This window comes from Pseudomonas sp. PB101 (assembly GCF_009764265.1).
Lineage (GTDB): Bacteria > Pseudomonadota > Gammaproteobacteria > Pseudomonadales > Pseudomonadaceae > Aquipseudomonas.
In genome coordinates, this window is sequence record NZ_RWIR01000092.1 from 238,301 (window position 1) to 263,679 (window position 25,379).

Sequence of the window (25,379 nt, forward strand, 5' to 3'; positions counted from 1 at the left end):
TCTCCTTAAGATTTACGCGCGACACGTTCGAGCAATGCCGTCAGCTCATCGAGCTTAGCAGAGAGTGTCTCAACGTCATGTTTAGACGGAATGCCGATACGATTCAAGGCACTTGCGACACGCGTGTCGAACGCCTTCTCGACCTTGTCGAGTTGAACTTCAACCTTGCCTTTGAAAGTACTGACTTCACTCTTGACGTCATCAATCTCGGCATTGGCCGCTTCAAGTTTCTCAGCGACTACTTTTTTGCCTTTCTTTTCAACAGTTTGACCAGCTTTTACCAACTCTTGAAAGTAGTCGGCGCCCTCTTGGCCGACCTTGGCGTAGGCACCCAGGCCTGCCAGCCAGATCTTGCGGGCATAGGATTTGACGTCGCCCAGCGTGCTGGTCGATGCGTCGGTTTTTTTCTTCAAAATAACTTTGGCCATGGTGCACCTCACGCGCAGAAGGTTTGAGGAACTGCCCGGACAAGTGTCGGGCTCTGGCATAAAGTAGGGAGAAAAATTAGAAACGGCACCCTAACAAATGACATAAACAGCAAGCAGGGCAAACACGAAACCTGTGGGAGCGGGGCTTGCCCGCGATGGCGGTGGGTCATCCAATAAAGATGCTGGATGTGCCGACCTCATCGCGGGCAAGCCCGCTCCCACAGGGACCTCATTTCATGGAAAGCACCTGATCAGACCAGCGCTTTATCCAGCGCCTTCTCGATTTCCGCCTTGATCATGCCGCTCATGGCCGACATCATCAGGCCCAGCTCCACGTCGACCTTGATCGAATCTTCACTGACATGCACCGCGCCCTTCACACCCGAGCGCTTGAGGTTCAGGGTGTCGCCGGACCACTGCGGCTCCAGGCCATATTGATCGGACAGTTTCTGCGCCAGCTTGTCGGCCTTCTCGCGAGCTGCTTCCTTACCCAGGCCATGGGCACGTTCAACACTAATACGGGCCATCGAATGACTCCTGCTTTATGGATGCTTTCCCCAGGCATCTTGACCTCTGCTGCGTCAAAACGTCCCGATGGTTGCCCATCTTACCTTCAGCCTTGCCAAGACAAAGCATGCCTTGGGGATTAGAATGTCGCGCATTCTCTTTTGGTGACAGCGATATGACTGATCAGCGCAAAGGCAGCGATGCCGAACCCACCACTCACTTCGGCTTCAAAAACGTTCCGGAAAGCCAGAAAGCGGAAAAAGTCGCTGAGGTTTTCCACTCGGTAGCCGCCAAGTACGACCTGATGAACGACCTTCTGTCGGGCGGCATGCACCGTCTGTGGAAGCGCTTCGCGATCGAACTGTCGGGCGTGCGCACCGGTAACCGCGTGCTGGATATCGCCGGCGGCACCGGCGACCTGACCCGCAAGTTCTCGCACCTGGTAGGCCCGACCGGCCAGGTGGTGTTGGCCGACATCAACGAATCCATGCTCAAGGTCGGTCGTGACCGCCTGCTGGACCTCGGTGTCGCCGGCAACGTCGAATTCGTCCAGGCCGATGCGGAAAAACTGCCGTTCCCGGACAACCATTTCGACTGCGTGACCATCGCCTTCGGCCTGCGCAACGTGACCCACAAGGAAGATGCCCTGCGCTCGATGCTGCGCGTGCTCAAGCCGGGCGGCCGTCTGCTGGTGCTGGAATTCTCCAAGCCGACCAACGCGCTGATGTCCAAGGCCTACGACGCTTACTCGTTCGCCTTCATGCCGCTGATGGGCAAGCTGATCACCAACGACTCGGAAAGCTATCGCTACCTGGCCGAATCGATCCGCATGCACCCGAACCAGGAAACCCTGAAGTCGATGATGGTCGAGGCCGGTTTCGACCGCGTGACCTATCACAACATGACCGCAGGCATCGTTGCCCTGCACCGCGGCATCAAGCCCTGATGCTGCTCGCCGGCCTGCTCGCCAGCGTTGAACTCGGCCTGAACCGGGTGCTGCGTCTCGACAGCACGGCGCTGCCGCGGCTCGCGCATCTGACCGGCAAGGTGATTGCCGTCGATTGCCGCAGCCCGGCGCTGCAACTGTTCATCCTGCCCAGCGACGAAGGCCTGATGCTCGCCTCCCAGTGGGAAACCGGCGCCGACTGCACCTTGCGTGCACCGGCCTCGAGCCTGCTGAAGCTGGCCATGAGCAAGGACAAGACCTCGGTCCTGCATGCTCCTGAAGTCGAACTCGACGGTGACAGCGGCGTGCTGCTGGAACTGGCGGCGATCCTCCAGGACCTCGAACTGGACTGGGAGTACGAACTCGCACGCGTGCTTGGCCCGGTGGCCACGCAACTGGTCGGCGGTCACCTGCGCAGCCGCGCCCGTTGGTATCAGCAAGGATTTGCCAGCCTGGGCCAGAACCTGGGCGAATACCTGGCCGAAGAATCGCGCACCCTCGTCGGCCAGCGCGAAGCCGAAGCCCGATTCAGTGAACTGGACCAGATCAAGCTTGATCTGGAACGTCTCGAGGCGCGTTTCGAGCGCCTTTCCCGATCCCTCGACCCAAGCGATAACGCATGAAGCTGCTTGCCGTCCGCCGTTTGTTGCGCATCCAGCGCGTCGTGATCCGCTACCGCCTCGATGACCTGCTGTTCGCCCTGCCGCTGCCCTGGTTCTTGCGGGCGCTGCGTTATGTGCTGCCGTGGCGCTGGTTCCCGCGCAAGACCCTGGACCTGAGCCGTGGCGCGCGCTTGCGCCTGGCGCTGCAGGACCTTGGACCGATTTTCATCAAGTTCGGGCAGATCCTGTCCACCCGCCGCGACCTGTTGCCTGAAGACATCGCCGATGAGCTGATGAAGCTGCAGGACCGCGTCCCGCCGTTCGATTCGCAAGTGTCGGTCAACCTGATCGAAGAACAGCTCGGCAAGAAAATCAGCGAAGTGTTCAGCCGTTTCGACGTTGAACCGCTGGCCTCGGCGTCGGTGGCACAGGTGCATGCCGCGCAACTGAAAACCGGCGAAGAAGTGGTGGTCAAGGTGATCCGCCCGGGCCTCAAGCCGGTCATTGCCCAGGACCTGGCGTGGCTGTTCATCCTCGCCGGCGCCGCCGAAAAACTCTCGGCCGATGCGCGCCTGCTGCACCCGGTGGACGTGGTCAGCGATTACGAAAAAACCATCTACGACGAGCTCGACCTGCTGCGCGAGGCGGCCAACGCCAGCCAGTTGAAGCGCAACTTCGAAGGCTCGCCGCTGCTGTACGTGCCGCAAGTCTATTGGGACTGGTGCCGGCCGAAAGTGCTGGTGATGGAGCGCATCTACGGCATCCAGGTCACGGATCTCGCGACCCTGGCCGACCAGCGCACCGACATGAAAATGCTCGCCGAGCGTGGCGTGGAGATCTTCTTCACCCAGGTTTTCCGCGACAGCTTTTTCCACGCCGATATGCACCCGGGCAACATCTTCGTCAGCACCGTGAATCCGTGGAGCCCGCAGTACATTGCGATCGACTGCGGCATCGTCGGCAGCCTGACCCCGGAAGACCAGGATTACCTGGCGCGCAACCTGTTCGCCTTCTTCAAGCGCGATTACCGGCGCGTGGCGCAGTTGCACATCGATTCGGGCTGGGTGCCGGCGGAAACCAAACTCAACGAATTCGAAGCGGCGATCCGTACCGTGTGCGAGCCGATCTTCGAAAAACCGTTAAAAGATATTTCCTTCGGCCAGGTGCTGATGCGCCTGTTCCAGACCGCGCGGCGCTTCAACATGGAAGTGCAGCCGCAGTTGGTCCTGCTGCAAAAAACCCTGTTGAACATCGAAGGCCTGGGCCGTCAGCTGTACCCGGACCTCGACCTGTGGAACACCGCGCAACCGTTCCTCGAGCGCTGGATGCGTGAGCGGGTCAGCCCCAAAGCCCTGCTCGGCAACGTGCAGAGCCAGTTCGAACAGCTCCCGCACCTGGCCAACATGGCCCGCGACCTGCTCGAACGCATGTCCCAGCCCCATGCCTACGACCCGCCGCCACCGTGGCATCGACGCCGCGACGAGTGGTTCCTGCGCCTGCTCGGCACGGCGCATCTGGCCGGTGGCGCGATCCTCGCCGCTGGCGGTCCGCTGAACCAGTTGGCGTATTGGCCGGCCGGCATCATGATGGCCGTCGGTTTGTATCTGGTCGTTCGCCGATAGCCAGTTGTGTTGCGCACTGGCACACTGTTTCAACGCCTGAGCTCGGCTATTGAAGTGTCGAGCCCGCTGTCGGAGTCAAAGATGAAAAACTGGCTGGACGAGATCAAGTGGGACGCAGATGGCCTGGTGCCGGCGATTGCCCAGGATCACAAGACCGGGCGCGTCCTGATGATGGCCTGGATGAACCGCGAAGCACTGCAACTGACCGCTGCCGAGAACCGCGCAATCTACTGGTCGCGCTCGCGTGGCAAGCTGTGGCGCAAGGGCGAAGAGTCCGGCCATGTGCAGACCCTGCACGAGATGCGCCTGGACTGTGACGCCGACGTCATCATCCTGATGGTCGAGCAGATCGGCGACATCGCCTGCCATACCGGCCGCCAGAGCTGCTTCTACCGCGTTTACGAGAACGGCGACTGGACAACCGTCGACCCGGTCCTCAAAGATCCGCACGCCATCTATTCCGCAGGACATAAACATGAGTGACACTCTCACCCGCCTGGCCCAGGTGCTGGAAGAGCGCAAAGGCGCCGCCGCCGACAGCTCGTATGTCGCCAGCCTGTACCACAAGGGCCTGAACAAGATTCTGGAAAAAGTCGGCGAAGAGTCGGTCGAAACCATCATTGCCGCCAAGGACGCCGCCATCAGCGGCGACTGCAGCGATGTGATCTACGAAACCGCCGATCTGTGGTTCCACAGCATGGTCATGCTCGCCCAGTTGGGGCAGCATCCACAGGCTGTACTCGATGAACTGGACCGTCGTTTCGGTCTCTCCGGACACGCCGAGAAAGCCTCGCGCCCGTCCGCCTGAATAACTATTAGAGAGGAGCAGCAGCATGGGCATTTTTGACTGGAAACACTGGATCGTCATCCTGGTCGTCGTGGTACTGGTGTTCGGCACCAAGAAACTGAAAAACCTCGGCACCGACGTCGGCGAATCGATCAAGGGCTTCAAGAAAGCCATGAACGACGATGAAAAACCGGCCGACCCGAATGCGACCCCGGCCCAACCGGTACCACCGGTGCAGCCACAGGCTTCCGTGAACCAGCCGCACACCATCGACGTGCAGGCCCAGAAAGTCGAAGAGCCGATCCGCAAAGACGTGTGAGCACTGACTAATGTTTGGTATCAGCTTCTCTGAACTGCTGCTCGTCGGCCTCGTCGCCCTGCTGGTGCTGGGCCCCGAGCGCCTGCCGGGCGCTGCGCGCACCGCCGGCCTGTGGGTCGGGCGCCTGAAGCGCAGCTTCAACGCAATCAAACAGGAAGTTGAACGTGAAATCGGTGCCGACGAGATTCGTCGGCAACTGCACAACGAGCACATCCTGTCGCTTGAGCAGGAGGCGCGGAAAATCTTCACGCCAGTCCAGCAGGAGCCAACGCCGGTGGAGCATGTGGGCGCGCAGACGATTCATGCGCCTGCCGCTGCCGCCGAGCCGACACCTGCTCCCGTTGTCGTGCCGGTCGAACCTGCGCCTGTTGTTGCAGCCACTCCGGTTGAACCTGTTGCACCTGCGGCTGCGCCCGTTGCGCCGGCCCCTCATGACCCAACACTGCCGCCGCGAGCCCCATGAGCGATCTTCCTGAAAACGACCAGCACATGCCGCTGGTTTCGCACCTCACCGAACTGCGTACCCGACTGCTGCGCTGCGTAGCGGCGATCTTCATCATCTTTGCCGGGCTGTTCGCCTTCACCCAGCAGATCTACACCTTCGTCTCGACTCCGTTGCGTGCGTACCTGCCCGCCGGCGCGACGATGATTGCCACCGATGTGTCGTCACCGTTCCTGACGCCACTGAAGCTGACGATGATGGTCTCGCTGTTCCTGGCCATCCCGGTGATCCTGCATCAGATCTGGGGTTTCATCGCCCCGGGCCTGTACAAGCATGAAAAGCGCATCGCCGTGCCCTTGCTGGTTTCCAGCATCTTTCTGTTCTACGCCGGCATGGCCTTCGCCTACTTCCTGGTGTTCCCGCTGATCTTCAAGTTCTTCGCCGCCGCCACCCCGGCCGGTGTGGAAATGATGACCGACATCACCAGCTACCTCGATTTCGTCATGACGCTGTTCTTCGCCTTTGGCGTGGCGTTCGAAATCCCGGTGGCCGTGGTGCTGCTGGTGTGGATCGGCGTGGTCGACGTCAAATACCTGAAGAAGATCCGCCCGTACGTGATCATCGGCTGCTTCGTGGTCGGCATGATCCTGACCCCGCCGGACATCTTCTCGCAGACCCTGCTGGCAGTGCCGATGTGGCTGTTGTTCGAGATCGGCATCCTGTTTGGCAGCCTGATCAGCAAACGTGGCGAGCATCCGGACGACCAACCGGCTGACGATCACAACGACCAGCCGCCAGCGACCCAAGCGTGAACCTGCTGCTCCTCATCGATGCCGATTTCATTGCGGCCGACCGGGTGGTCCTGCGTGATCGCCGGTTGACCCACATGCAGGAAGTCCACCGCTGCGAAGTCGGTGACAGCATGCGCGTCGGGCGGATCGGCGGGTTGATGGGCTCGGCCGAAGTGCTGCGCCTGGACGCCGACGAAGCGGAATTGCGCGTCACCCTCGACCAGCCACCACCGGCCAAGCTGCCATTGACCCTGGTATTGGCCCTGCCACGCCCCAAGATGCTGCGCAGGGTGTTTCAGACCGTGGCCGCCATGGGAGTGCCACGGATCGTGCTGGTCAACAGCTATCGCGTCGAGAAGAGCTTCTGGCAAACGCCGTTTCTGGAGCCGGAAGCGATTCGCGAGCAGTTGATCCTCGGCCTCGAACAGGCGCGGGACAGCGTGCTGCCGGAAGTGGTCATCGAGAAACGCTTCAAGCCGTTCGTCGAAGACCGTTTGCCGGCGATCACCGAGGGCACCCTCGGCCTGGTGGGGCACCCGGGCAACTACCCGCCCTGCCCTCGCGCCTTGAGTGAACCCGTGACCCTGGCCATCGGCCCCGAGGGCGGCTGGATTCCCTACGAGATCGACCTGCTGGGCAAGTCCGGCCTGCAACCGGTGCAACTGGGCGAGCGCATCCTGCGCGTCGAAACCGCCGTGACTGCGCTGCTGGCACGACTTTTCTAAACTCCTCGCCACAGATCACCACACATCTGAAAAATCCTGTGCACCTATAGATCCACACAGCTCTGCCGATACACCCCCCATAAAACCAAATTGTGGGACGGGGAGTTTCAGCATGTATCAATGGCTAGCCGAGAATCTGGGAAACGTCAGCGTCAAGCGCAAACTGGGGATCGGCTTCGGTCTGGTGCTGCTGCTGACCCTGCTGATCACCTTCACTGGCTGGAGCGGCCTGAACGGCGTGACTAGCCGTGGCGACAAGCTGGGGTTCATCGCCAGCCTAAACGACCTGACCAAGGACCTGCGCATTGCACGCCTGGATTACGAGATGCGTCGCGGCGAACAAGGTCCCGGCGCCGTCAATGACCTGCTGGGCAAGCTCGAAAGCGGTCTGCAGACCGCTCGCGGGCTGATCGAGCAACCGGCGGATACGGCCATGGTCGATCAACAACTGGCCGCTGTCGCCGAGTACCGTCGTGCATTCGGGGACATGACCCAGGCCGGCGCCCACCGCGAAGACGCGCGCAGCAAACTCGGCGCCACCGCCGACAATGCCGTGGCCCGCGTTGCCGAAGTGGAAAAATCCATGCTGCAAGGCGAGAGCGTGACGGCGTTCAACAGCGTGATCGATCTGAGCAAACTGATCCAGCAGGCGCGCTTCCAGGTTCGCGGCTACACCTACAGCGGCAAGAGCGAAGCCGAACAACCGGCCCTCGACGCGATCGACAATGCCCTGAAGAACCTCGAAAGCCTGCCGGCCAAACTGCCTGAAGAACACATCGCCAACCTGCAGCAGGCGACCGACTCGCTGAAAGCCTATCGCCTCGCCGTCAGCCAGTTCCGCGACTCCCAGGTGGCCAGCGCCAAGGCGCTGGTACGCATGGCTGCCCAAGGCGACATCCTGCTGGACATGAGCCAGAAACTCACCGCCTCGCAAACCGTCGTGCGTGACGCCGTTGCCGCCAACGCCAGGAACATGCTGACCCTCGCCACGCTGCTGGCCATCGCTTTCGGCCTGCTGGCCGCCTGGGCGATCACCCGGCAGATCATCATTCCGTTGAACCAGACCCTGGCCGTCGCTGAACGCGTCGCCAGTGGCGACCTGACCCACAACCTGACATCGAAGCGCCGCGACGAGCTTGGCCAGTTGCAGCGTGCCATGCAGAGCATGACCCAAGGCTTGCGTGAACTGATCGGCGGCATCAGCGATGGTGTCACGCAGATCGCCAGCGCTGCCGAAGAGCTGTCCGCCGTTACCGAGCAGACCAGCGCCGGGGTCAATAGCCAGAGGGTCGAGACCGATCAGGTCGCCACCGCCATGAACGAAATGGCCGCCACCGTGCAGGAAGTTGCGCGCAACGCCGAAGAGGCCTCGGAAGCCGCCGTCGCCGCCGACCAGCAGGCCCGTGAGGGCGACAAAGTGGTCGGCGAAGCCATCGCCCAGATCGAACGCCTGGCCGCGGAAGTCGGCCACTCCACCGAAGCCATGGGCGAGCTCAAGCGCGAAAGCGACAAGATCGGCAGCGTGCTCGACGTGATCAAGTCCGTAGCCCAGCAGACCAACCTGCTGGCGCTCAACGCGGCGATTGAAGCCGCCCGCGCCGGTGAAGCCGGGCGTGGTTTTGCCGTGGTGGCCGACGAAGTTCGCAGCCTGGCCCAGCGCACCCAGAAGTCCACGGAAGAGATCGAAGAGCTGATCGTCGGCCTGCAAAACGGCACCCAGCAAGTCTCGGCCATCATGGACAACAGTCGCATCCTGACCGACAGCAGTGTCGAACTGACCCGACGCGCCGGCGGCTCGCTGGAAAGCATCACCCGCACCGTCTCGGCGATTCAGGCGATGAACCAGCAGATCGCCGCTGCCGCCGAACAGCAAAGCGCCGTGGCCGAAGAGATCAACCGCAGCGTGCTGAACGTGCGCGATGTGTCGGACCAGACCTCGGCAGCCAGTGAAGAGACCGCCGCCTCCAGCGTCGAGCTGGCGCGGCTGGGGACGCATCTGCAGATGCTGGTGGGCAAGTTCAGGGTTTGAGGTGATGCGCACACCTCGGCCGAATAAAGACCGCGGTGATGCCTTCGCGGGCAAGCCCGCTCCCACAAAATTTCCGGTGTTCATGCGGTTTGTGTAACACCACCGAACCTTGTGGGAGCGGGCTTGCCCCGGGCGGCGTTCCGACGATGGCGTCCGACCAGACGCTGCTGTTACAGAGTCTGATGCAAGTTCAAGAACAATCTTGAAGCCATAAAAAAACCCGCTTTCGCGGGTTTTTTCATTACGCCATCTGAGGCTGTACGCTCATCGGCTTGAGCGGCAACAGCGGGGCGTGGGGGTCGGCATTGACCGACTTGCGCCATGCGCCCAGCCACTCGGCGTGGCCCTCGCTCCAGACCTGCTCGTGCAGGCGAGCCAAGGCAACCGGATCGCTCAGCAGTTGCACTTTCTCGTTGTTGGTCAGGCCTTCAGGTCCGACCTTCATCGCGTGCCGCACCCGCTCGATCCGCAGCCATTCGATCGGCTCGGCCTGATTGTGCCGGGAGGTCGCCAACGAGCACGCCAGGGCGTTCTGCTGTGGATCGACCACCGAACGGACGAAGCCGTCGTTCAGCGCGTGCCAGCGGTTTTCGTGGGTGTACTGGTCAGTGGCCAGCAACGCCTGCGGCGGATTGTATTCCTCAGGGATCAGGAACAGGCTCTCGTCACGGGACTTCAGGCCCAGGCCGACACGGCTGGAGATCACCGACACCGGGATCGACAGCATCAGCGAACCGACGATCGGCACCAGCCACCACAGGAAGCTCGGGTTCAGCCAGATCACCAGCATGGCCCAGAAAAAGCCCAGCAGGGTTTGCGGACCATGGCGCTTGATCGCTTCGCTCCACGGCGTGGAGTCGTCGTCACGTTGCGGCGAGTTCCAGGTCGCGGCCCAGCCGAGGAACGCGGCGAGGACGAAGCGGGTGTGGAAGATCATCCGCACCGGCGCCAGCAGCATGGAGAACAGCATCTCCAGCAGCATCGACAGGGTCACCTTGAACTTGCCGCCGAACTCTTTCGCGCCCTTGGCCCAGATCAGGATGATGCTCAACAGCTTCGGCAGGAACAGCAGCACGATGGTGGTCGAGAACAACGCAATCGCCTTGTCCGGGTGCCATTGTGGCCACAGCGGATAGAGCTGGCGCGGTTCGAGGAAGTACTGCGGCTCCATCAGCGTGTTGACCGCCAACAGCGCTGTCGACAACACCAGGAAGAAGAACCACAACGGTGCCGACAGGTAGGACATCACGCCGGTCAGGAACACCGCGCGGTGTACCGGGTGCATGCCCTTGACCAGGAACAGGCGGAAGTTCATCAGGTTACCGTGGCACCAGCGACGGTCACGCTTGAGTTCGTCCAGCAGGTTCGGCGGCAGTTCTTCATAGCTGCCCGGCAAGTCGTAGGCAATCCACACGCCCCAGCCGGCACGGCGCATCAACGCGGCTTCAACGAAGTCGTGGGACAGGATCGAGCCGGAGAACGCGCCTGTACCCGGCAACGGCGCCAGGGCGCAGTGGTCGATGAACGGCTTCATGCGGATGATCGCGTTGTGGCCCCAGTAGTGCGACTCGCCCAGTTGCCAGAAGTGCAGGCCGGCGGTGAACAGCGGGCCATACACGCGAGTGGCGAACTGCTGCATGCGCGCATACAGGGTGTCCATGCCCGACGCACGTGGCGCGGTCTGGATGATCCCGGCGTCCGGCGTGGCTTCCATCAGGCGCACCAGACTGGTCAGGCACTCGCCGCTCATCACGGAGTCAGCGTCGAGTACGACCATGTACTTGTAGTCACCGCCCCAGCGACGGCAGAAGTCGTCGAGGTTGCCGCTTTTACGTTTTACGCGACGACGACGGCGGCGATAGAAGATCTTGCCGAAGCCGCCGGCTTCGCGGCAGACGTCCAGCCAGGCCTGCTGCTCGGCAACACAGATATCGGCGTCGTTACTGTCGCTGAGGACGAAGAAGTCGAAACGATCCAGGTCACCCGTGGCCGCCACCGACTCGAAGGTCGCGCGCAGGCCGGCGAATACCCGGGGCACGTCTTCGTTGCAGATCGGCATCACCAGGGCGGTGCGTGCATCCTTCGGAATCGGCTCGTTGCCGGCACTTTTCCCGGAGATACGGTATTTATCGTGACCGGTGAGCAACTCGAGGAAGCCCATCAGAGCGGTCCAGAAACCGGCCGAGACCCAGCAGAACAGAATCCCGAACAGGATCAGGATGCTGGTCTGCAAGGCATACGGCAGCACTTGCGTGGCGGTTTGCAGCAGCGGTTGGTGCAGCACTTCGTTGAGGTCGACGAACGACCAGCCCTGGTACGGCATGATGCCTTTCATGTACCAGCCGGCGACGATGGTCTGGCCGAGCATCAGCAACAGCAGAATGTAGCGACGGATCGAACCAACGGTACGCCAGCGCGCAGCCGGCAGGACACGTTCGTCCTTCGGCGGCTTCGGCGGGTTGGTACGACCGGTCATCCGGCGCCAGCCACGCACCAGAATGTTGGTGCGCCACGGCTCCGGCACGACCTTGGTCCGCCGGATCGGCGGGGTCGCCTTGAGGCAGACCCGGCCGTTGGCGTCGAGCACCAGCATTTCCGCGTCCTGCAGCTCTTCGGCCGTGCTCAGGGTCAGGCGTTTGCCGACCGAAGCCTGGGCGGCTTCGGTCGGGGCGTCGAACGTCGAAGACGACAGGCGTTCGTGCAATTCGCTGAAAGACTGGCAGCCCGCGAGTTCCGCGCGCTGCTGGTCGGTCATCGGCAGATGCGCCAGATACTCCGAAAGAGTTTCTGGCCGTACTTGAGAGTTACTCATCGGCAGGCAACTGATAGCTCCAGGTCTCGGTCAGGACTTCTTCAGTCGGGGCCGATTCCGGTGTGGCTGGGGCCGCGTCGGCAGCGACAGGCTGCTTGGCGTCTGTATTGGCCTTGTCCTTGGCATCTGCAACAGGCTTGGCTTCGGCCTGCTTGGCTTCCGCTTGCTTGGCTTCCTTGTCCGCTTTCTCTTGTTGCTTGGCGGCGACCTTGTCGGCCTTGGCAACCGACGAGTTCGACGACGGAATCGACGTCTTGGCCAGGTCCGCAGGCACGATGTTCTGCACCAGCGCGGCACGCATCTCGGTGGACTTGCCCGGATCCTTGATCTTCATCCGCAGGGTCAGGCGCCAGCCCTTGGTTTCAGGGTTGTAGCGCACGCTGTTTTCCACCAGCTCGGCGTTGTCGCCGACGCTGACCTGGCTGCGAACTTCCGCATCGGCCGGCAATGCCGCCAGGGACGGGCCTTCGAAGTCCACCAGGTAGGCAACGCTGCCATCCGGCTGACGAATCAGGTTGGACTGCTTGACGTCACCGGTCGAACGCAGGGTCTGCTTGACCCAGGCGCTGTCCGGCGCGTGAATCGAGGCTTCATCCATGGTCCAGTGCATACGATAAGCGACATCGAGCGGCTGGCCGGGTTCCGGCAATTTTTCAGGGTTCCAGAAAGCAACGATGTTGTCGTTGGTTTCGTCGGCGGTCGGAATTTCGACCAGGTCGACCGTACCCTTGCCCCAATCACCCTTCGGCTCGATCCAGGCGCTTGGGCGCTTGTCGTAGCGGTCGTCGAGGTCTTCATAGTGGCTGAAGTCGCGACCACGCTGCAGCAGACCGAAGCCGCGCGGGTTCTCTACCGAGAAGTTGCTCACGGCCAGGTGTTTCGGGTTGTTCAGCGGACGCCAGATCCACTCGCCGTTGCCGGCATGGATCGCCAGGCCGCTGGAGTCGTGCAGCTCGCGACGGTAGTTGAGTACTTTCGACGGCTGGTTGGCGCCGAACAGGTACATGCTGGTCAACGGGGCGATACCCAGCTTGCCGACCTTGTCACGCAGGTACATCTGCGCCTTGACGTCGACGATGGTGTCGCTGCCCGGACGCAGGGTCAGGCGATAGGCGCCGGTGGCACGAGGAGAATCGAGCAGGGCGAAGATCACCAGGTGCTTGTCGCCTGGCTTGGGCTGCTGAATCCAGAACTCGCGGAAACGCGGGAATTCTTCGCCGGACGGCAATGCGGTATCCAGCGCCATGCCGCGAGCGGACAAACCATAGACGTGACCCTTGCCGACGACGCGGAAGTAGCTCGCGCCGAGCATGGTCATGATTTCGTCTTGCTTGTCGGCCTTGTTGATCGGGTACAGCACACGGAAACCGGCATAACCCAGTTGTTCAGTGGCCTTGGGATCGAACTGCATGTCGCCGAAGTCGAAACGACTCGGGTCGTATTTGATCTCTTCGACGGTGTTCGCCGTGATTTCGTTGATTTTCACCGGCGTATCGAAATGCATGCCCTGGTGATAGAAGGACAGCTTGAACGGCGTCTTCTGATCAGCCCACTCGGCTTTTTCCGTCAGAAAACGAATTTTCTGATAGTCCGCGAATTTCATGTCGCGGAACTCGTTCGGCAGGTTACTGCGCGGCGCTTCGTACTTCTGCGCGGCCAGCTCTTTTGCCTTGACCGATACATCGTCCAGACTGAATGCCCAAAGCTGGCCGGCGCTGAGCAGGCAGAGCAGTGCAGAGCCCGCTACCAGGGCGCTGCGTAACCGTTTGGCAGACAATTTTGGTGCGTTACAGGGACTAACAATCACGAGCAACCCTCGCCGAAAACAGATCAAAAAACCAACGGCCAGTTAAAGGGTCTGCACGGTGTACGGTATGAAAAAACCGCCCTTGCAAACCACTCTTGCCAAGTTGGCGAGCATTGTTCCGACTCCGCTGGGGCGAAATGATTCCCCAATCGGATCCAGACAAGTCTCTACCTAAGTCAAAATGGACCAACGAACGCTGATCCCCGTAGCGCGCGATTATCTAGCAGGCCGCGTTACAACGCATCAGGGGTAACAAAGTATTTATCGAGATAAAGCCCTGTTTTCAGTCGAAATGAGCCTAAAAACTTGTTTCAAGCGCTTTCAGGTCTGTAACAGGAAGGTTACCGGGCCATCATTGACCAGGTGCACCTGCATATCCGCGCCGAATCTACCTGATGCCACAGTGCCATGCACCTGTTTCGCTTTGCTTAATAGATAGTCGAACAACTCCTCTCCCAACGCCGGAGGGGCCGCCGTCGAGAAACCGGGACGCAGCCCGCTTCTGGTATCGGCAGCCAGGGTGAACTGAGAGACCAGCAGCAGCCCGCCGCCCACATCCGCCAGGGACAGATTCATCTTGCCCTCGGCGTCACTGAACACACGATAGTTAAGCAGCTTATTGAGAAGTTTGTCGGCGCTGGCCCGCGTGTCGTCGGGCTCCACCGCCACCAGGACGAGCAATCCCTGATCGACGGCACCCACGACCTCGCCCGCCACCTCGACTCGCGCGCCACGCACCCGTTGCAGCAGGCCCTTCATGCTTCGTCAGGCGCCAGATCGAGCAGACGTCGCGCCATCTGATCAGCGGCGCGGACCAGCGCGTCGGTGATGCCCGGCTCGGAAGCGGCATGTCCGGCGTCGCGGATGACCTGCAGTTCGCTGTTCGGCCAGGCTTGGTGCAATTCCCAGGCGTTGTCCAGCGGACAGATCACGTCATAACGGCCATGGATGATCACGCCGGGCAAATGGGCGATCTTGCCCATGTCGCGGATCAACTGGTTCGGCTCCAGGAAGGCGTTGTTGCTGAAGTAGTGGCATTCGATGCGGGCAATCGACAATGCACGCTGTGGCTCGGAGAAGCGGTCGACCACCAGCGGGTTCGGACGCAGGGTCGCAGTACGGCCCTCCCAGGTGGACCAGGCCTTGGCCGCATGCATCTGGGCAATCTGGTCGTTGCCGACCAGGCGTTTGTGGAACGCGGTCAGCAAGTCGCCGCGCTCATCCAGCGGGATCGGCGCGATGTAGTCCTGCCAGTAATCGGGGAACAGACGACTGGCGCCAGCCTGGTAGAACCATTCGATTTCCTGCGGCCGGCACAGAAAGATCCCGCGCAGGATCAGCCCGTGAACCCGCTCAGGGTGGGTTTGCGCGTAAGCCAGTGCCAGGGTCGAACCCCAGGAGCCGCCAAACAGCACCCATTTGTCGATGCCCAGGTGCTGGCGGATTCGCTCGAGGTCGGCGACCAGATCCCAGGTGGTGTTGTTTTCCAGGCTGGCGTGTGGCGTGGAACGACCGCAGCCGCGCTGATCGAAAGTGACAATGCGATACAGGTTGGGATCGAAGAAGCATCGACTCTGGGCATCACATCCGGCACCGGGGCCGCCGTGGATGAACACCACCGGCAAACCTTCCGGTGAACCGCTTTCGTCGACGTACAGGGTGTGGGTCGCATCGACGGCCAGATCGTGCCGGGCGTAGGGTTTGATCTGCGGGTACAAAGTCTGCATTGCGCGCTCCGTAAGGGGTCGAGGTCATCCCTGGGGGGACTTCTATTATTCTGCCGTGGGGCATCATAAACCCGAATTACGTCAATGAGCATGTACATGTAGGAGCGAGCCTGCTCGCGAAGAACGTGAGGACGCCGCTTTCATCCAGATAGCCCACGTCATCGTTAACGTCCATCGCGAGCAGGCTCGCTCCTACAGGCTTCAGTGCTTGTAGTGTTCCTGCCCCCAGGCGAGCAAGCCTTGCAGCAACTCCTTCAACACCACCCGCGTCGGCTCCGCCAGGTCCGGGCGATAACGGAACGGCTCGAACTCTTCCATATAAGTGCACTGGCCCAATTCCAGTTGCACGGCGTGGATGTTCTCGGCCGGGTTACCGTAATGGCGGGTGATGTGGCCGCCCTTGAAGCGTCCGTTCAATACGTGGGTGTAATTGTCGTGACGCGTGCAGATCGCTTCCAGTTGGGTCGCAAGTTGAGGGTCGCAACTGGCGCCATTGAAAGTGCCGAGGTTGAAGTCCGGCAGCTTGCCGTCGAACAGGTGCGGAATGATCGAGCGGATCGAGTGCGCATCGAACAGCAGGGCGTAGCCGAACTCGGCTTTCAGACGCGCCAGTTCGTTTTGCAGAGTGCTGTGATAAGGCGTCCAGACCTTTTCAAGATACGTGGCGCGCTCTTCTTTCGAAGGCTCCAAGCCCTCTCGGAACAACGGAATTCCGTCAAACAATGTCGCCGGATACAGGCCAGTGGTCGCGCCCACGTACAAAGGCTTGTCGTCGGACGGCCGGTTCAGGTCGATGACGAACCGCGAATACTCGGCGGCCAGGGTACTGGCGCCCAGTTCGGCGGCGAAATCGTACAGCTGCGGAATGTGCCAGTCGGTGTCCGGCAGGCTTTTCGCGTCAGGGATCAATCCGGCTTCGACCGCCGGGGTCAGGCGCACACCGGCATGCGGCATGCTGATCAGCAGCGGTACGCGGCCTTGTTTGAAGTTCAGAACCTTATCCACAACTGCTCTCCTACAGATTTGTCTCGACGCCGTGGCGCACGACGCGTTTTTCCAGGTCACCGCCCAACCAGTAAGACAGGTCGGCCGGACGATCGATTTGCCAGGCGACGAAGTCCGCGACCTTGCCGGCCTCCAGCGAGCCGTGCGTATCGGCCATGCCCAGCGCGGTAGCGGCGTGAATCGTGGCGCCAGCCAAGGCTTCTTCCGGGGTCATGCGGAAACAGGTGCAGGCCATGTTCAGCATCAGGCGCAACGACAGTCCGGGCGAGGTGCCGGGGTTGAGGTCGGTGGAAATGGCGACTTTTACACCGTGCTTGCGCAGGGCTTCCATCGGCGGCAGCTGGGTTTCACGCAGGAAGTAGAACGCGCCGGGCAGCAGCACAGCGACCGTGCCGGATGCGGCCATGGCGATGGCGTCTTCCTCGGTCATGAATTCCAGGTGATCGGCCGACAGTGCGTGATAACGCGCCGCCAGGCTCGAGCCGTGCAGCGACGATAATTGTTCGGCGTGCAGTTTTACCGGCAATCCGAGCTTGCCGGCGCTGATGAACACCCGCTCGACTTGCGCCGGGGAAAACGCCAGGTACTCACAGAATGCGTCCACGGCATCCACCAGTCCCTCGGCGGCCAGCGCCGGGAGCATCTCGGTGCAGATGTGCTCGATGTAGTCATCGGCGCGGTCGGTGTATTCCGGCGGCAAGGCGTGGGCCGCCAGGCAGGTGCTGCGCACGCTGACCGGAAGCTCGGCACCAAGGCGTCGGATGACCCGCAGGGTCTTGCGTTCGTTGGCCAGGTCCAGACCGTAGCCGGATTTCATTTCGACCGTGGTCACACCATCACGCATCAGACTTTTCAGGCGCTTGGCGGCACTGGCGAACAGCTCATCTTCGCTGGCCGCGCGCGTGGCGCGCACGGTGCTGGCGATGCCGCCACCGCTGGCGGCGATTTCCGCGTAGCTGACGCCTTGCAGGCGCTTTTCGAATTCGCCGCTGCGGTTACCGCCGAACACCGTATGGGTGTGGCAGTCGATCAGGCCCGGCGTGACCCAGGCTCCTTGCAAATCGTTGACCAGCGGGTACTCGCCCGCCGGCAGGTCAGCGCGCGGGCCGACCCACTCAATGAGCGCACCTGACGTCACGATGGCCGCGTCCTCGATGATCGAGTAGACGCCTTGCGCCATGGTTGCGACGTGGCAGTGTTGCCAGAGAGTTTTCATCCGTGGCCTCCGTTAGGTTATCGATGAGAAAAAGTAGGGTCCTGCGTCACCAGGGCTGCCTGGCCCGCCGCCGGTTTCACCCACGTCAGGTAAGCCAGCACCAGCAACACGATCCAGACCACGCCGACAATCAGCGCTGCTTGGGTGTCCGGGAAGTAGCCCAGCACGCCGAAAATGAACAGCATGAAGGCAATCGCCGCCGCCGGCGCATAGGGCCAGAGCGGTACCGGGAATTTCAGTTGTGCCACCTGCTCGGCGCTCATGGAGCGGCGCATGGCCACTTGGGTCACCAGAATCATCATCCAGACCCACACCGTGGCAAAGGTCGCGATGGACGCGATCAGCAGGAACACGTTTTCCGGGATCAAATAGTTCAGCAACACGCCCAGCAACAGCGCGGCACTCATCACCACGACCGTCATCCATGGCACGCCATTGCGCGACAGGCGGGCGAAGCCCTTGGGTGCATGGCCTTGCTGGGCCAGACCGAACATCATGCGGCCAGCGCCGAAGATGTCACTGTTGATCGCCGAAATCGCCGCCGTGATCACCACGATATTGAGAATGGTGGCCGCCGAGCTGATCCCCAGCTTGTCGAAAATCTGCACGAACGGGCTGCCCTGGCTGCCGATCTGCTGCCATGGAAAGATCGACATCAGCACCAGCATCGTCAGCACGTAGAACAGCAGGATCCGTAACGGCACGGCATTGATCGCCCGGGGCAGCACGTGCTGCGGGTCCTTGGCTTCACCTGCCGTTACACCGATGATTTCAATACCGCCAAACGCAAACATCACCACCGCGAACGACGCGATCAGACCGCCCATGCCATTGGGCATGAAGCCGCCCTGGGTCCAGAGGTTACTGATGTCGGTCGCCTGGCCTGGGGCCGAGCTGATGCCGAACCACATGATGCCGAAACCGCCCAGGATCATCGCGACGATGGCCGCGACCTTGAGCAGCGACAGCCAGAACTCCATTTCACCGAAGACTTTGACGTTGCACAGGTTCAGGCCGCCGACGATGGAAACGACACCCAGCACCCAGATCCAGCGGGAAACCTCCGGGAACCAGAAGCCCATGTAGATACCGAATGCGGTGACATCGGCCATGCCGACGATGACCATTTCGAATGCGTAGGTCCAACCGAGGATGAAGCCCGCCATCGGTCCCAGATAGGTGCTGGCGTACTGGCCAAAGGAACCGGCCACCGGATTGTGCACCGCCATCTCACCGAGGGCGCGCATGACCATGAACACCGCCGCGCCACCGATCAGGTACGCAAGCAGGACCGCAGGCCCGGCCATTTGAATGGCCGAGGCAGAACCGTAAAACAGCCCGGTGCCGATAGCCGACCCCAGCGCCATGAAGCGAATATGTCGGGCAGAGAGCCCGCGTTTCAAACCCTTTTCAGACTGTTGCATTTCTCGTCCCTAATTATTGTTATTCGACGTTAAATCGAATCGCCGGCAAGCCGGCTCCTGTAGGAGCTGGCTTGCCGGCGAGGGGCCCTTACAGGCTAGGCAGCAACTTCGCCGCCACCAGCTCGTTCAGGCAACGCGAGGCCAACAGCTCAGTCGCCGCATTGATGTCCGGCGCGAAGAAGCGGTCCTTCTCGTAGAACGGCACTTCGTTACGCAGGATGGCACGGGCCTTTTCCAGTTTCGGTGAGGTCTTCAGGCCGTTGCGCAGGTCCAGGCCCTGGGCCGCCGCCAGCCATTCCACGGCGAGAATGCCACGGGTGTTCTCGGCCATTTCCCACAGACGCTTGCCCGCTGCCGGCGCCATCGACACGTGATCTTCCTGGTTGGCGGAGGTCGGCAGGCTGTCCACCGAATGCGGATGGGACAACGCCTTGTTCTCGCTGGCCAGTGCCGCCGCGGTCACCTGGGCGATCATGAAGCCGGAGTTCACGCCACCGTTGGCCACCAGGAACGGCGGCAGTTGCGACATGTGCTTGTCCATCATCAGCGAGATACGGCGCTCGCTCAGCGAGCCGATTTCGGCGATGGCCAGGGCCATGTTGTCAGCGGCCATGGCCACCGGTTCGGCGTGGAAGTTGCCGCCGGAGATCACATCGCCTTCAGCGGCGAACACCAACGGGTTGTCCGAGACGGCGTTGGCTTCGATCGCCAGCACTTCGGCGGCCTGGCGGAACTGGGTCAGGCAGGCGCCCATCACTTGTGGCTGGCAGCGCAGGGAGTACGGGTCCTGGACCTTCTCGCAGTTTTCGTGGGAATCGGACACTTCGCTGCGCTCACCCAGCAGATCGCGATAAGCGGCGGCTGCGTCGATCTGGCCTTTCTGGCCTCGGGCGGCGTGGATGCGTGCGTCGAACGGCGAGCGCGAGCCCAACACGGCTTCAACGGTCAGGCCGCCGAGGGCCAGGGCACCGGCGAACAGGTCTTCACCTTCGAACAGGCCACGCAGGGCAAACGCGGTGGATACCTGGGTGCCGTTGAGCAGCGCCAGGCCTTCTTTCGCGGCCAGGGTCAGCGGGGTCAGACCGGCAACTTTCAGCGCTTCGGTGGCTTCCATCCACTCGCCTTTGTAGCGCGCCTTGCCCTCGCCCAGCAGCACCAGCGACATGTGCGCCAAAGGCGCCAAGTCACCGGAAGCACCGACCGAGCCTTTCAGTGGAATGTGCGGGTACACCTCAGCGTTGATCAGGGCGATCAGCGCGTCGATCACCACGCGGCGGATGCCGGAGAAACCACGGCTCAAGCTGTTGACCTTGAGCACCATGATCAAACGCACCAGCTCGTCGCTGATCGGCTGGCCGACGCCGGCGGCGTGGGACAACACCAGCGAGCGCTGCAGGTTTTCCAGGTCTTCGCTGGCGATGCGGGTCGAGGCCAGCAGGCCGAAACCGGTGTTGATGCCGTAGGCGGTGCGGTTCTCGGCGAGGATCTGTTCCACGCAGGCCACGCTGGCTTCGATCTGGGCCGAGGCGCTGTGGTCGAGGGTCAGCTTCACCGGCTGCTGATAGACGTCGCGCAGTTGGGCGAGGGTCAGTTGGCCGGGAATCAGGTTTAGCGCAGTCATTTTGTGCTCCTTTTGAGAGTTAGCTATTAACTAACCAGACGCTCCGGAGATGTCCGTTGTCCGTCGCTTCCCCCTTTTTGAGGAGGGTGGCGCCTTGGCACGCTGGTTTTGTAGGGAAATCAGTGCAAATTCGGTAAGGCTTTCTGCAGCAAGACAGGGTCTTTCAGAACACTGGCAGCAGCGGCGATGTCGGGTGCCAGCCAACGGTCCTGGTCGTAGGCAGGAACTCGTTCACGCAGCAGACGCCAAGCGGTATCGGTGCCCGCGCCGAAGCGTTGTTCTTTCAGGAATTCAAATGCCTGGGCCGCGAGCAAATACTCGATGGCGAGGATCTGCGTGCAGTTTTCCAAGGCACGATGCAGCTTCAGCGCAGCGTTGGTGCCCAGGCTCAGGTGATCTTCCTGAAGGCCGGAAGTGACGTAGTTGTCGAGCACCGCCGGTTGCGCCAGTTGACGGTTTTCCGCACACAGCGAAGCGGCCACGTATTGCACGATCATCATCCCGGAGTTCACCCCCGGGTTGGCCACCAGGAACGCCGGCAGGCCGCTGACGTGCGGGTTGATCAAACGGTCCAGGCGACGCTCGGCGATGGAGCCGATTTCCGCCATGGCGATCGCCAGCAAATCCGCCGCCATTGCCACGGACTGACCATGAGGGTTGGCCTGGGACACCACGCGATAGTTGTCCGCGGTGCCCAGCACCAGCGGGTTGTCGGTGGCGCCGTTGAGTTCGGTTTCGATCTGCTTGATCGCGTGTACCAGTTGGTCGCGAGCGGCGCCGTGCACCTGCGGGATCGAACGGATGCTCAGGGCATCCTGGGTGCGAATGCCTTTGCTCTGGGCGATCACTTCGCTGCCGTCGAGCAAGGCCCGCAGGTTGATCCCGACCTGTTGCATGCCCGGGTGCGGCTTGAGCGCGATGATCTCGGCATCGAACGCGTCGATCTGCCCGCGCTGGGCTTCGAAGCTCATCGCGCCGATCACGTCCGCCCATTCCAGCAGGCGCGTGGCATCGGCAATCGCCAGGCAGCTGAGGCCACTCATGCACGGCGTGCCGTTGACCAGGCACAAACCGTCCTTGGCACCGAGCTTGACTGGTTGCAGGCCTTCTTCGGCCAGCGCTTGCTGCGCGCAAATGATCTGCCCGCGATAGCTGACATTGCCCACGCCCAGCAGCGCGATGCCGATGTGGGCCATGTGGGTCAGGTAGCCCACGGAACCCTGGGACGGCACCTGCGGGGTGATGCCCCGGTTGAGCAGCGCCAACAGCGCTTCGACGACCTGGCGGTGCAGGCCGGATTTGCCGTGGCTGTAGTTGACGACGGCGGCGCACATGATCGAGCGGGTCTGCTCGTTGGTCAGTGGGGCGCCGACGCCACAGGCGTGGCTGAGCAAGGTGTTGCGCGACAACTGGCTGAGTTGTTCGTCCTGCAGCGAGATGTTGCACAGCGCGCCCAGGCCGGTGTTGATGCCGTAGGCACGTTCGCCGCTGGTGACGATGCGCTGGACGATCGCCTGCGCGTTTTCGATGCGCGCCCAGATCGGTGCCGACAGCTCAAGCTGTGCGCCATGACGAGCAACGGCGACCACGTCCTGCCAACTGACCTGAGCCTCGGTGATAACGATTTTTTCAGCCTGGGACATCTTCAACCTCATCCAAATATTGATGCAGCTTCACCGCCGCCATCGCTGGCAAGCCAGCTCCCACAGTGTTCTGGGGGGTGCACACAATATGTGCAACACAACCCACTCCTGTGGGAGCTGGCTTGCCAGCGATGGGGCCGGCACAACCACCGCAAACTTCTTAAACCACCGCCGCCCGACGCTGCACAAAGCGGTCGACATACTCATCCGCCGGCGAATGCAGGATCTCTCGCGGCGTGCCGACCTGGATCAGGCGGCCGTCCTTGAGGATGGCGATGCGGTTGCCGATGCGCACGGCCTCGTCGAGGTCGTGGGTGATGAAGACGATGGTCTTGTGCAGGGTCTTTTGCAGTTCCAGCAACTGGTCCTGCATCTCCGCGCGGATCAGCGGGTCGAGGGCGCTGAACGCTTCGTCCATCAGGATGATGTCGGTGTCCGCCGCCAGGGCGCGGGCCAGGCCCACACGCTGGCGCATGCCGCCGGAGAGCTGGTGCGGGTATTTGTTTTCGTAGCCCTTGAGGCCCACGGTGTTGATCCAGTGCAGCGCACGCTCGGTGCACATGGCTTTGCTTTCACCACGGATCTTCAGGCCGTAGGCGACGTTGTCGAGCACGCTCTTGTGCGGCAACAGGCCGAAGCTCTGGAACACCATGCTGATCTTGCGCCGGCGAAATTCGCGCAGGGCTTCCATGTCGTATTGCAGGATGTCCACGCCGTCCACCAGGATCGCGCCGCTGGTCGGGTCGATCAGGCGGTTGAAGTGGCGGACCAGGGTCGACTTGCCGGAACCCGACAGGCCCATGATCACGAAGATCTCGCCGCTGCCGATGCTCAGCGACAGGTCGTTCACGCCGACCACGCAGCCGGTTTCGGCCAGCACCTGATCCTTGGTCTTGCCCTGGCCGACCATGGCCAGCGCTTCCTTGGCACGGTTGCCGAAAATCTTGAAGACGTTCTTGACTTCGATCTTGCTCACGGTTGCGTTGTTCATTTGCTCACCTCATGCCGTGCGCGACCGTACGCCTGTGTAATGCGGTCGATCACCACAGCCAGAATCACGATCGCCAGACCGGCTTCAAGGCCGCGTCCGACGTTGAGGGTCTGAATGCCCACCAGCACGTCTTCACCCAGGCCACGGGCACCGATCATCGAAGCGATTACCACCATCGACAGGGCCATCATGGTGGTCTGGTTGATGCCTGCCATGATGCTCGGCAGGGCCAGCGGCAGTTGCACGCCGAACAGTTGCTGCCAGCGGTTGGCACCGAAGGCGTTGATCGCTTCCATCACTTCGCCGTCGACCTGGCGAATGCCCAGGTCGGTCAGGCGGATCAACGGCGGCGCGGCATAGATCACGGTGGCGAAAATCGCCGGGACCTTGCCCAGGCCAAACAGCATCAGCACCGGGATCAGGTACACGAAGCTCGGCATGGTCTGCATGATGTCCAGCAACGGCATCAGTATCGAACGCAGGCGGTTGCTGCGCGCCGAGAGAATGCCCAGCGGAATGCCGATCAACACCGAGATGATCGTCGCCACCATCATCAGCGCCAGGGTCTGCATCAGCTTGTCCCAGAGGCCGACCGCACCCACCAGGAACAGCAAACCGACGATGACGGCAGTGGTCACGACCTTGCGGGTCGCGTGCCAGGCCACGCCCGCCACGATTGCCAGCATCAGCCACCAGGGCGCTGCGCGCAGCACGCTTTCAAGATTGACGATGGCCCACAGCAGGGTGTCGGAAATGCTGCGGAACACGTCGCCGTAGTTGGTGACCAGCGAATCGACCCAACCGTTGACCCAGTCGGCGATGGAAAAGGTAAAGCTTTCGGGAAACATAAGAGACTCTCAATCAAGGGGTTGCGATCAAGCATCCGACTGTCGTTGCCGACAGCCGGAGAAGCCCAACCTACAAGGCCGCGTCGATTTTCTTGGCTGCGTCTTCGCTCACCCATGCGTGCCAGACTTCAGGATGTTCCTTAAGGAAGATCTTGGCCAGTTTTGGTGATTCGATCCGCTCTTTGGTCATGCGTCCCAGGTTCTGGTTCAGCAGGTCGATTGGCACGTTGACCTTTTCCAGCACGGCCACCAGTTCCGGCGCTTCGTCGTGGAACGTCTTGGACAGGCCGACCTTGATGGTCACGGTCTTGTTCACGCCTGGCTTCTCTTCGAGTTTCACTACGTCAACCTGGCCCATCAGCGGGGTTGGCGACCAGTAGTAGAACAGGATCGGCTCGCCACGCTTGTAGCTCGACAGCACGGCGGCATCCAGCGCCGGGCCGGTGCCTGGGCGGAAGTTGGTGTAGGTGCTTTCCAGACCGTAGCTCTTGAGCATTTCGCTGTTGTCCAGCTCACAGGTCCAGCCGGCGGGGCAGTTGTAGAAACGGCCCTTGGAGGGCTCTTCGGCGTCCTTGAAGATCGCCGAGTACTTGCCCAGGTCAGCAATGTTCTTCAGGTCCGGCGCTTTAGGTTCCAGCTTGCGCTTGGCGTCGCCTTCGATCACGTAGCGCGGCACGTACCAGCCTTCGATCGCACCAACAACCGGCGCGCCGACACCGACGACCTTGCCGGCCTTCTCGGCCTTGTTCCAGACTTCGCTGCGGCCGACCCATTCTTCGGCAAACACTTGAATATCGTTGCTGCCCAGGGCGTTTTCCATGGTGATGGAGTTGCCTGGCAGGCTGTCGGTCTTGCAGTCGTAGCCTTTCTCCAGCACGACTTGCATCACGTCGGTCAGGAGCATGGCGCTTTCCCAGTTCAAACCGGCGAATTTCACCGGTTTGCCCGATTCGCACCAACCCGCCGCCTGAGTGGCACCGGCGCTGGCCAGCAGGCCCATGGAAAGCAATGTGGTCAGCAGGGTCTTGTTCGATTTCATTGTTGTGACGCTCCTAATCATGAATTGGCTTACGGCAGTCAAGAGGCA

24 protein-coding genes and 1 pseudogene are annotated in these 25,379 nt (G+C 61.6%); 11 read left to right on the forward strand and 14 right to left on the reverse strand.

The features are described from left to right. Nucleotides 1-5: 5 nt before the first annotated feature. Together EI969_RS28530 and EI969_RS28535 are read right to left on the reverse strand one after the other, a co-directional pair. Nucleotides 6-428, reverse strand: coding sequence for a phasin family protein (locus EI969_RS28530; protein ID WP_160390644.1), 423 nt, complete (start codon nucleotides 426-428; stop codon nucleotides 6-8). 251 nt (nucleotides 429-679) lie between these two features. Further along, nucleotides 680-955: a polyhydroxyalkanoic acid system family protein gene (locus EI969_RS28535; protein ID WP_015093124.1), complete on the reverse strand. Its 276-nt coding sequence runs from the start codon at nucleotides 953-955 to the stop codon at nucleotides 680-682. A gap of 155 nt (nucleotides 956-1,110) precedes the next feature. On the opposite strand from EI969_RS28535, the gene ubiE reads away from it, so the two are divergent. The 11 genes and pseudogenes from ubiE to EI969_RS31130 all read left to right on the forward strand — a co-directional run bounded on the left by ubiE (nucleotide 1,111) and on the right by EI969_RS31130 (nucleotide 9,198). Then, on the forward strand, nucleotides 1,111-1,881 hold the full coding sequence (gene ubiE, locus EI969_RS28540; RefSeq protein ID WP_007989286.1) for a bifunctional demethylmenaquinone methyltransferase/2-methoxy-6-polyprenyl-1,4-benzoquinol methylase UbiE: 771 nt from the start codon (nucleotides 1,111-1,113) through the stop codon (nucleotides 1,879-1,881). Next, nucleotides 1,881-2,504, forward strand: coding sequence for an SCP2 domain-containing protein (locus EI969_RS28545; protein WP_160390645.1), 624 nt, complete (start codon nucleotides 1,881-1,883; stop codon nucleotides 2,502-2,504). Before ubiE ends, EI969_RS28545 begins: the two co-directional genes overlap by 1 nt. Beyond that, nucleotides 2,501-4,105: a ubiquinone biosynthesis regulatory protein kinase UbiB gene (gene ubiB, locus EI969_RS28550; RefSeq protein ID WP_160390646.1), complete on the forward strand. Its 1,605-nt coding sequence runs from the start codon at nucleotides 2,501-2,503 to the stop codon at nucleotides 4,103-4,105. The genes EI969_RS28545 and ubiB overlap by 4 nt, the downstream gene beginning before the upstream one ends. An 81-nt stretch (nucleotides 4,106-4,186) precedes the next feature. Then, nucleotides 4,187-4,588 carry a phosphoribosyl-AMP cyclohydrolase gene (hisI, locus tag EI969_RS28555; protein ID WP_160390647.1) on the forward strand — a complete coding sequence of 134 codons (402 nt, stop codon included), beginning with the start codon at nucleotides 4,187-4,189 and terminating at the stop codon, nucleotides 4,586-4,588. Continuing rightward, nucleotides 4,581-4,913: a phosphoribosyl-ATP diphosphatase gene (locus EI969_RS28560; protein WP_007899279.1), complete on the forward strand. Its 333-nt coding sequence runs from the start codon at nucleotides 4,581-4,583 to the stop codon at nucleotides 4,911-4,913. The genes hisI and EI969_RS28560 overlap by 8 nt, the downstream gene beginning before the upstream one ends. Before the next feature lie 25 nt (nucleotides 4,914-4,938). Further along, nucleotides 4,939-5,211, forward strand: a complete 273-nt coding sequence (locus EI969_RS28565; protein ID WP_007989280.1) for a twin-arginine translocase TatA/TatE family subunit — start codon at nucleotides 4,939-4,941, stop codon at nucleotides 5,209-5,211. A gap of 10 nt (nucleotides 5,212-5,221) precedes the next feature. Further along, entirely contained in the window at nucleotides 5,222-5,674 is a 453-nt protein-coding gene (tatB, locus tag EI969_RS28570; protein ID WP_160390648.1) for a Sec-independent protein translocase protein TatB, read from the forward strand. Then, nucleotides 5,671-6,465 carry a twin-arginine translocase subunit TatC gene (gene tatC / locus EI969_RS28575; RefSeq protein ID WP_103397258.1) on the forward strand — a complete coding sequence of 265 codons (795 nt, stop codon included), beginning with the start codon at nucleotides 5,671-5,673 and terminating at the stop codon, nucleotides 6,463-6,465. Before tatB ends, tatC begins: the two co-directional genes overlap by 4 nt. Next, on the forward strand, nucleotides 6,462-7,169 hold the full coding sequence (locus tag EI969_RS28580; RefSeq protein ID WP_150726555.1) for a 16S rRNA (uracil(1498)-N(3))-methyltransferase: 708 nt from the start codon (nucleotides 6,462-6,464) through the stop codon (nucleotides 7,167-7,169). The genes tatC and EI969_RS28580 overlap by 4 nt, the downstream gene beginning before the upstream one ends. 112 nt (nucleotides 7,170-7,281) lie before the next feature. Next, nucleotides 7,282-8,343 (forward strand): annotated as a pseudogene (locus tag EI969_RS31125) (methyl-accepting chemotaxis protein); the annotation flags it as partial. A gap of 141 nt (nucleotides 8,344-8,484) precedes the next feature. Beyond that, nucleotides 8,485-9,198: a methyl-accepting chemotaxis protein gene (locus EI969_RS31130; RefSeq protein ID WP_371926046.1), complete on the forward strand. Its 714-nt coding sequence runs from the start codon at nucleotides 8,485-8,487 to the stop codon at nucleotides 9,196-9,198. Between the two features lie 241 nt (nucleotides 9,199-9,439). Here EI969_RS31130 and mdoH read toward each other — a convergent pair whose 3' ends face one another. The 12 genes from mdoH to EI969_RS28645 all read right to left on the reverse strand — a co-directional run bounded on the left by mdoH (nucleotide 9,440) and on the right by EI969_RS28645 (nucleotide 25,331). Further along, on the reverse strand, nucleotides 9,440-12,010 hold the full coding sequence (mdoH, locus tag EI969_RS28590; protein WP_160390650.1) for a glucans biosynthesis glucosyltransferase MdoH: 2,571 nt from the start codon (nucleotides 12,008-12,010) through the stop codon (nucleotides 9,440-9,442). Next, nucleotides 12,003-13,817, reverse strand: coding sequence for a glucan biosynthesis protein (locus EI969_RS28595; protein WP_160390651.1), 1,815 nt, complete (start codon nucleotides 13,815-13,817; stop codon nucleotides 12,003-12,005). Before EI969_RS28595 ends, mdoH begins: the two co-directional genes overlap by 8 nt. Before the next feature lie 321 nt (nucleotides 13,818-14,138). Then, nucleotides 14,139-14,576: a D-aminoacyl-tRNA deacylase gene (gene dtd / locus EI969_RS28600; protein WP_015093112.1), complete on the reverse strand. Its 438-nt coding sequence runs from the start codon at nucleotides 14,574-14,576 to the stop codon at nucleotides 14,139-14,141. Beyond that, nucleotides 14,573-15,544, reverse strand: a complete 972-nt coding sequence (gene pip, locus EI969_RS28605) for a prolyl aminopeptidase (RefSeq protein ID WP_103397252.1) — start codon at nucleotides 15,542-15,544, stop codon at nucleotides 14,573-14,575. Before pip ends, dtd begins: the two co-directional genes overlap by 4 nt. Nucleotides 15,545-15,745: 201 nt before the next feature. After that, nucleotides 15,746-16,549 (reverse strand): N-formylglutamate deformylase, encoded by an 804-nt coding sequence (gene hutG / locus EI969_RS28610; RefSeq protein WP_160390652.1) that lies wholly within the window; start codon nucleotides 16,547-16,549, stop codon nucleotides 15,746-15,748. Nucleotides 16,550-16,559: 10 nt separating this feature from the next. Next, nucleotides 16,560-17,765 (reverse strand): imidazolonepropionase, encoded by a 1,206-nt coding sequence (gene hutI, locus EI969_RS28615; protein WP_160390653.1) that lies wholly within the window; start codon nucleotides 17,763-17,765, stop codon nucleotides 16,560-16,562. A 17-nt stretch (nucleotides 17,766-17,782) separates the two neighbouring features. Continuing rightward, nucleotides 17,783-19,189, reverse strand: coding sequence for an amino acid permease (locus tag EI969_RS28620; RefSeq protein WP_160390654.1), 1,407 nt, complete (start codon nucleotides 19,187-19,189; stop codon nucleotides 17,783-17,785). 88 nt (nucleotides 19,190-19,277) lie between these two features. Continuing rightward, nucleotides 19,278-20,810, reverse strand: a complete 1,533-nt coding sequence (gene hutH, locus EI969_RS28625) for a histidine ammonia-lyase (protein ID WP_160390655.1) — start codon at nucleotides 20,808-20,810, stop codon at nucleotides 19,278-19,280. Between the two features lie 119 nt (nucleotides 20,811-20,929). Continuing rightward, the gene (gene hutH / locus EI969_RS28630; protein ID WP_160390656.1) at nucleotides 20,930-22,453 is read right to left on the reverse strand and encodes a histidine ammonia-lyase; all 1,524 of its coding nucleotides are present in this window, start codon (nucleotides 22,451-22,453) and stop codon (nucleotides 20,930-20,932) included. Between the two features lie 160 nt (nucleotides 22,454-22,613). Next, nucleotides 22,614-23,444, reverse strand: coding sequence for a glycine betaine/L-proline ABC transporter ATP-binding protein (locus EI969_RS28635; protein WP_160390657.1), 831 nt, complete (start codon nucleotides 23,442-23,444; stop codon nucleotides 22,614-22,616). Continuing rightward, the gene (locus EI969_RS28640) at nucleotides 23,441-24,292 is read right to left on the reverse strand and encodes a proline/glycine betaine ABC transporter permease (protein WP_160390658.1); all 852 of its coding nucleotides are present in this window, start codon (nucleotides 24,290-24,292) and stop codon (nucleotides 23,441-23,443) included. The genes EI969_RS28635 and EI969_RS28640 overlap by 4 nt, the downstream gene beginning before the upstream one ends. Nucleotides 24,293-24,362: 70 nt before the next feature. Then, nucleotides 24,363-25,331 carry an ABC transporter substrate-binding protein gene (locus EI969_RS28645; RefSeq protein ID WP_160390659.1) on the reverse strand — a complete coding sequence of 323 codons (969 nt, stop codon included), beginning with the start codon at nucleotides 25,329-25,331 and terminating at the stop codon, nucleotides 24,363-24,365. Nucleotides 25,332-25,379 lie beyond the last annotated feature (48 nt).